This is a genomic window from Kaistella sp. (assembly GCF_032060305.1).
Classification (GTDB): domain Bacteria; phylum Bacteroidota; class Bacteroidia; order Flavobacteriales; family Weeksellaceae; genus Kaistella; species Kaistella yananensis.
Genome location: NZ_DAMBHK010000055.1, coordinates 3,023 through 8,255, shown reverse-complemented (window position 1 = coordinate 8,255; position 5,233 = coordinate 3,023). Strand labels below are relative to the sequence as shown.

Annotated in this window: 6 protein-coding genes; 2 read left to right on the top strand and 4 right to left on the bottom strand. The window is 37.6% G+C overall.

The features are described 5' to 3' along the window. Positions 1-900 (top strand): AarF/UbiB family protein (locus tag V5N63_RS08520; RefSeq protein WP_332033601.1); only part of this gene is annotated, 900 nt, incomplete at its 5' end. Here the strand turns inward: V5N63_RS08520 and V5N63_RS08515 are convergent. The 4 genes from V5N63_RS08515 to V5N63_RS08500 form a co-directional block, all read right to left on the bottom strand. Next, positions 901-1,542 carry an alpha/beta hydrolase gene (locus V5N63_RS08515; RefSeq protein WP_332033600.1) on the bottom strand — a complete coding sequence of 214 codons (642 nt, stop codon included), beginning with the start codon at positions 1,540-1,542 and terminating at the stop codon, positions 901-903. Positions 1,543-1,650: 108 nt separating this feature from the next. After that, the gene (locus V5N63_RS08510) at positions 1,651-2,700 is read right to left on the bottom strand and encodes a glucokinase (RefSeq protein WP_332033599.1); all 1,050 of its coding nucleotides are present in this window, start codon (positions 2,698-2,700) and stop codon (positions 1,651-1,653) included. 110 nt (positions 2,701-2,810) lie between these two features. Continuing rightward, positions 2,811-3,374, bottom strand: coding sequence for a hypothetical protein (locus tag V5N63_RS08505; RefSeq protein WP_332033598.1), 564 nt, complete (start codon positions 3,372-3,374; stop codon positions 2,811-2,813). Positions 3,375-3,622: 248 nt separating this feature from the next. Then, on the bottom strand, positions 3,623-3,913 hold the full coding sequence (locus tag V5N63_RS08500) for a rhodanese-like domain-containing protein (RefSeq protein WP_265144339.1): 291 nt from the start codon (positions 3,911-3,913) through the stop codon (positions 3,623-3,625). A gap of 101 nt (positions 3,914-4,014) precedes the next feature. Here V5N63_RS08500 and queG point away from each other — a divergent pair, with 101 nt between their 5' ends. Then, positions 4,015-4,944 (top strand): tRNA epoxyqueuosine(34) reductase QueG, encoded by a 930-nt coding sequence (gene queG / locus V5N63_RS08495; protein ID WP_332033597.1) that lies wholly within the window; start codon positions 4,015-4,017, stop codon positions 4,942-4,944. Positions 4,945-5,233: the final 289 nt, after the last annotated feature.

Here is a 5,233-nt window from a genome sequence, read left to right as displayed (position 1 = left end):
ACCAATTACAAACCGTTGGTTGATGAACTGGTTGCCGCTTATCTGAAACAGATCATTTTCGACGGATTTGCCCATGCTGACCCACATCCGGGAAATGTTCATCTTACCAAAGACAACAGAATCGCGCTCATGGATTTGGGTATGGTGGCTAAGTTCGGCCCGGATCTGCGCGAAAATATTTTAAAGTTACTTATTGCCATCAGCAAATATAATGGAGAGGAAACAGCCAATACGCTGCTTAAAATGAGCGAGTACGATAAAAATGCGGATCTTGCCGGATTCAGAAAAGAAATTAACCGCCTCGTTTTAGATTCACAGAACAAAACTGCAAAAGACTTACAGACAGGAAGATTGCTGATTCAGATGAATAAAATTGCCGCGGAAAAAAGCATTAAACTTCCGGTGGAGCTTAATATTCTTGGGAAAATCCTGATGAATATGGATCAGATTGTGGCGGTACTTACTCCTGATTACGATTTACAGCGTGCCATTGAACGGAATGTGGAAAAACTGATGCAGAAAAAAATGCTTCAGGAACTGAAACCCGACAACTTCTTCGCAGAAGCTTTGGAAGCAAAAAAGCTCACCGAAAAACTGCCGGAAAGACTTAACATTATTACAGAAAAGCTTGCCAATAACGAATTTGAAATTAAAATAGACGCGATTGATGAACAGCGACTGACGGACGGTTTTCAGAAAGTAGCGAACAGAATATCGATTGGCGTTATCATCGCTGCGCTGATTATTGGTGCTGCCCTGCTGATGCGGATTCCATCAACCTTTACCATTTTGGGATATCCGGGATTGGCAATGATTTTTTTCTGTACAGCCGCTGTTATTGGGCTTTGGCTGGTGCTGCGGATGATGATGAAAGACGAAGATTTAAATCTAAAAAAATAATCAGCTGAAAATTTTACTTAAAAGTTCGGAAACTTCGCGGTGCTTGGTGGCAGGAAAAAGATGTGTTCCGTTTTCAATCACATAGTTCGGTTTCGAATATTTTATTGGAAATACAATGTCTTTATCTGCACAAATCTGAATGACTTTTGGGTTTTCTTTAAATTTCCATTCGGCAATTTTTTCGATGCTCCATTTTAGATAATAGGGATCACGAACCGTAAAATAATCCATCAGTTTTGGATTTTTCGGATCGAAAAACCTCCTGATAAAGGAATACGCAAGAGCTGATTTTTCGGTAAAAATATTTTCAGGAAGATATTTTGGTATTTTGGTGATTTCGCCAACTTTAATGAATCGTGATTTCTCCCTGTCGGATTTTATGCTCCCCAGAATCACAATTTTTTCAGCAGGTTTAATTTTATCGATTTCCTGAACCATGATTCCGCCAAAAGAATATCCGAGCAGATAAAAAGGCTGCGAATCATCGATTTTTTCGGCCATACGTTCTACATAATGATGAAAACTTTCGCCTCTTTCCGGCATTAACCAATCAAGAAAAACCACTTCCAGCTGTTTTGGAAATTTCAGTTTTTCGAGTACTTTGAAATCGGCACCAAGTCCACTAATTACGTAAAGTTTCATGATGTAAAAATAAAAAAAGAGCAGGTAAATCTGCTCTTTAACTTTAAATTTTTTAAGTATTATTTTGCGGTACTTTCACCAGCATATCGATATTATTTCAAAAAACTTTTATTCTGTAAAAAACGCTGCGTACAATGCCGCTCCGTTGATTATTGTCTTTTGGTCTTTCACGAGATAAATCGGGATATCCTTTAGAACAACTTCCATTTTATCGCTTACGATAAAGTTTTTGTAAAATTTATCGTTGCTGAGATATTTCTGAAGCATTACAGGAATATCGCCGGTTAAATATAAACCACCGGTTGCCTTCAGTTTCAGAACCAAACTGTTTGCTTCGCGGGCGAGGAAAATAAGAAAAGTATCGATGGTCATATTACAAATTCTGTCACGTTTTTCCAGCGCGCCATTTATAATTGCCTCTGTAAAGTTTCCGGCTTCGATTTCTTTCGTTAACCAGTCTGGCTGCTTCTGCTGTTTTACATCTCGTAAAAATCTGTAAATATTAAACAATCCTGAAGTTGATAGTACAGATTCCCAGGTTACAATTCCGTAGATTTTTTGCAGAAACTGGTAAAATTCTACCTCATCGCTGGTACGGGGCGAAAATTCGCAGTGTCCGCCTTCGGTTGCGAAAGGGCGCAGGCATTCACCATCCCAGAACAAACCGGCCTCACCTAAACCGGCTCCGGGAGAAAGCACTGCCACGTTACCGGGTACAAAATCATCTGACCGATGAATCGTAAGAAAACAACTTTCATCATCATTACCCAACCCATAAGCCGAAGCCTCCAGATCGTTGATCAGATAAACCTTGTTTACATTGGTTTCAGCCTCAATTTTTTCTGCGTCAAGAGTCCAGGAAAGACGCTGTGGTTCGCTTTTACCTGCAATTACAGGGCCAGGAACCGCTACTGCTATCTTATCAATGCTTGTGATAGAATATTCAGTTATAAACCGGTTTACAATTTCCGAAAAAGACGCAAAATCCTTTGTGTTATAAGCAGCTTCTTTCTGAACAGCAACCTTTTTATTTTGGGTTATGTAGTGCGCAACATAGGTTATTTCCTGACGAATATCAGCTGCAACAAGCGAAATATCTGCGTTACAATCAGCATTCAGAGCGGGTAAATATAATTTGAAGTTATTTTTAGATTCCATCTTTTTAATGTATCAACCAAAGATAATAATAGTTTTTAGAAAACTTAAAAAAAAACCTTCTTAAAACGAAAAATTTAAGAAGGTTTTATCAACTGCGGTGCGTTAAGGCTTTATTTTCCTAAAGGAATGTTGTAACCAACACCTACACCGATTGCGCCAGCATTGTATTTTTGGTCACTAATCTGTCCTTTGTCTCCTGTGAATGTTTTCTGATACTGAAGTGAGAAATTCCAGTCTTTGTTGTGATATCCGATTTCCGGTTTAATATAGAAACCACCGTCTGGTCTTTCAACAGCACTGTTTGCAGCAACTTTATCATCACCTACGATGAAACCGTAACCCAAATCAGTTCCTAAATAAAAACCTGTCTGCTTAGGATACACTCTTATTAAAGCTGCTACAGGAACAACTCCGAAATCGTTGTTATCGATGGTGCCGTTTTCTCTACCAAAGAAATGGCTGTACCCAGTTGCAATACCTAAACCGAAACCAGGAGTTACTAAATTCTGGTAAGAAAGATCTACTCCTACAGTTCCTCCAGCATTTTCAGCAGGAACAGCGATACCACCGTTAACTCCTACTTTAAGCATGTTTCTCATATCAGCACTTTGTGCACTCACTAAACCTGCGGTCATTAATCCTAATGCAAGGATTGTTTTCTTCATTGATTTCATAATTTTAAATTTTAATTTTACATGGATTCTACTTGTCAAAATCGTGCCAAATTGAATAACACTGCGCTTTGCAAACGATCACTAAATCCTCATTTAACTGAAATACAAATCGTTACATTGCTTAAAAATTTAAACATTCGTTTATATTTTTACGATAAAAATTCTGTCATTTATTACCAAACACGTACATTTTGGCAAAAAAAATGAGCCAAGTCTTATAACCTGGCCCATTTATAATTTTTTAAAGATTATGAAAGACTTTCTAAAGCTGCCTTCACCTCTGCATATCCACCTCCGTTATAGACATCAGTCATTCCCTGCGATTTGAAATATTCCATTGCTTTTCCGCTTCGGTTACCGCTTCTGCAGAAAAAGACTTTTGTTCCACTGAGATTAAGAATCTCTTGTTTACGGTCCTCAATCTCGCCTAAAGGAATATTCTGTGCTTCTTCAATATGACCGTCCATTTCAAGTTCCATAGGTTCGCGCACATCAATTAAATGATAGTTTTTTGATTGTAATACTTCTACTAATGACATAAATTAAATTTTAAGGGTGAATGTAAAATGATTTGGTTACGATTTACTTACTGTGATTCACAGCAAATTTATGAAATAATGTTAGTTTTGCACTAGAAAAAATGAGCACATTACCGCAAAAATATTCTGCACTAATTAAAGCCAAAGCCAAAAAATTTGGTTTTCAGAACTGTGGGATTTCAAAAGCGGGATTTCTGGAAGAAGATGCCAGGCCTTTCGAAAACTGGCTTCAGAATAATTATCACGGGCAAATGCAGTACATGGAGAATTATTTTGACAAAAGGCTGGATCCAACGCTACTTGTGGAAGGTTCTAAATCGGTAATTTCTCTTTCCTACAATTACTTTCCGGAGGAAAAAATTTCAGCTTTTGATTCCTTTAAAATCTCAAAATATGCTTATGGGCAGGATTATCACGAAATTATAAAAGCAATTCTGGAGGGAATGGTGGCGGAGCTGAAAGAAGAAATCGGTGATTTCCATTGCCGGGTTTTTACCGATTCGGCTCCTGTTCTGGAGAGAAGCTGGGCAAGAAAATCCGGAATTGGCTGGGTAGGGAAAAATGCAAACCTTATCACCAAACAAAGTGGTTCGTTTTATTTTCTGGCGGAAATTATCTGCGATCTTGATCTTTCTGAAGATAAGCCAACCACCGATCATTGCGGTACCTGCAGAAAATGCATCGATGCCTGCCCTACGGAGGCCATCGTTTCTGAAAAAATTATTGACGGAAGCAAATGTATTTCTTACGCAACCATTGAGTTGAAAAATGAAATCCCGGAAAGCTTCAGTAATAAAATGGAAGACTGGATGTTTGGCTGCGACATCTGCCAGGATGTTTGCCCCTGGAACCGGTTTTCCGTACCGCATCATCAGGAAAAATTTAAACCAAATGATCATCTCAAAAACTACACAAAACAGGACTGGCAAGAACTTTCACAGGAAATATTCTCTGAAATTTTCAGTAAATCTCCTATTAAAAGAACGAAGTTCGCAGGCTTGAAAAGAAATATTGATTTTTTGAGTGAATAAAGCTTTCTCGGAACAATAAAATTCCGAATTATTGAGAAGATACTTCTGCAACCATGATTTCACATGATTGAATTGAATTCTGATAAAAAGTTAGAAAAAAAAATGATGTTCCGGAAGATAAATTTTCCATAAAGATCAGTGTCTTTTCTGTGTTCTTTTTGGTGCTACTTTTACACGAATTTTTAATTTTTTCGCTGATTTAGATTTCTTGGGCATATATGCTAATATTTATGCAAATAAATTTAGAAATATTTTTCAAAAAGACAAATACTTAAGGAATAATTTAATG

Coding starts and splice junctions, on each gene's coding strand:
- V5N63_RS08515 (WP_332033600.1), bottom strand. CDS start 1,542: ATGAAACTTTACGTAATTAGTGGACTTGGTGCCGATTTCAAAGTACTC.
- V5N63_RS08510 (WP_332033599.1), bottom strand. CDS start 2,700: ATGGAATCTAAAAATAACTTCAAATTATATTTACCCGCTCTGAATGCT.
- V5N63_RS08505 (WP_332033598.1), bottom strand. CDS start 3,374: ATGAAATCAATGAAGAAAACAATCCTTGCATTAGGATTAATGACCGCA.
- V5N63_RS08500 (WP_265144339.1), bottom strand. CDS start 3,913: ATGTCATTAGTAGAAGTATTACAATCAAAAAACTATCATTTAATTGAT.
- queG (WP_332033597.1), top strand. CDS start 4,015: ATGAGCACATTACCGCAAAAATATTCTGCACTAATTAAAGCCAAAGCC.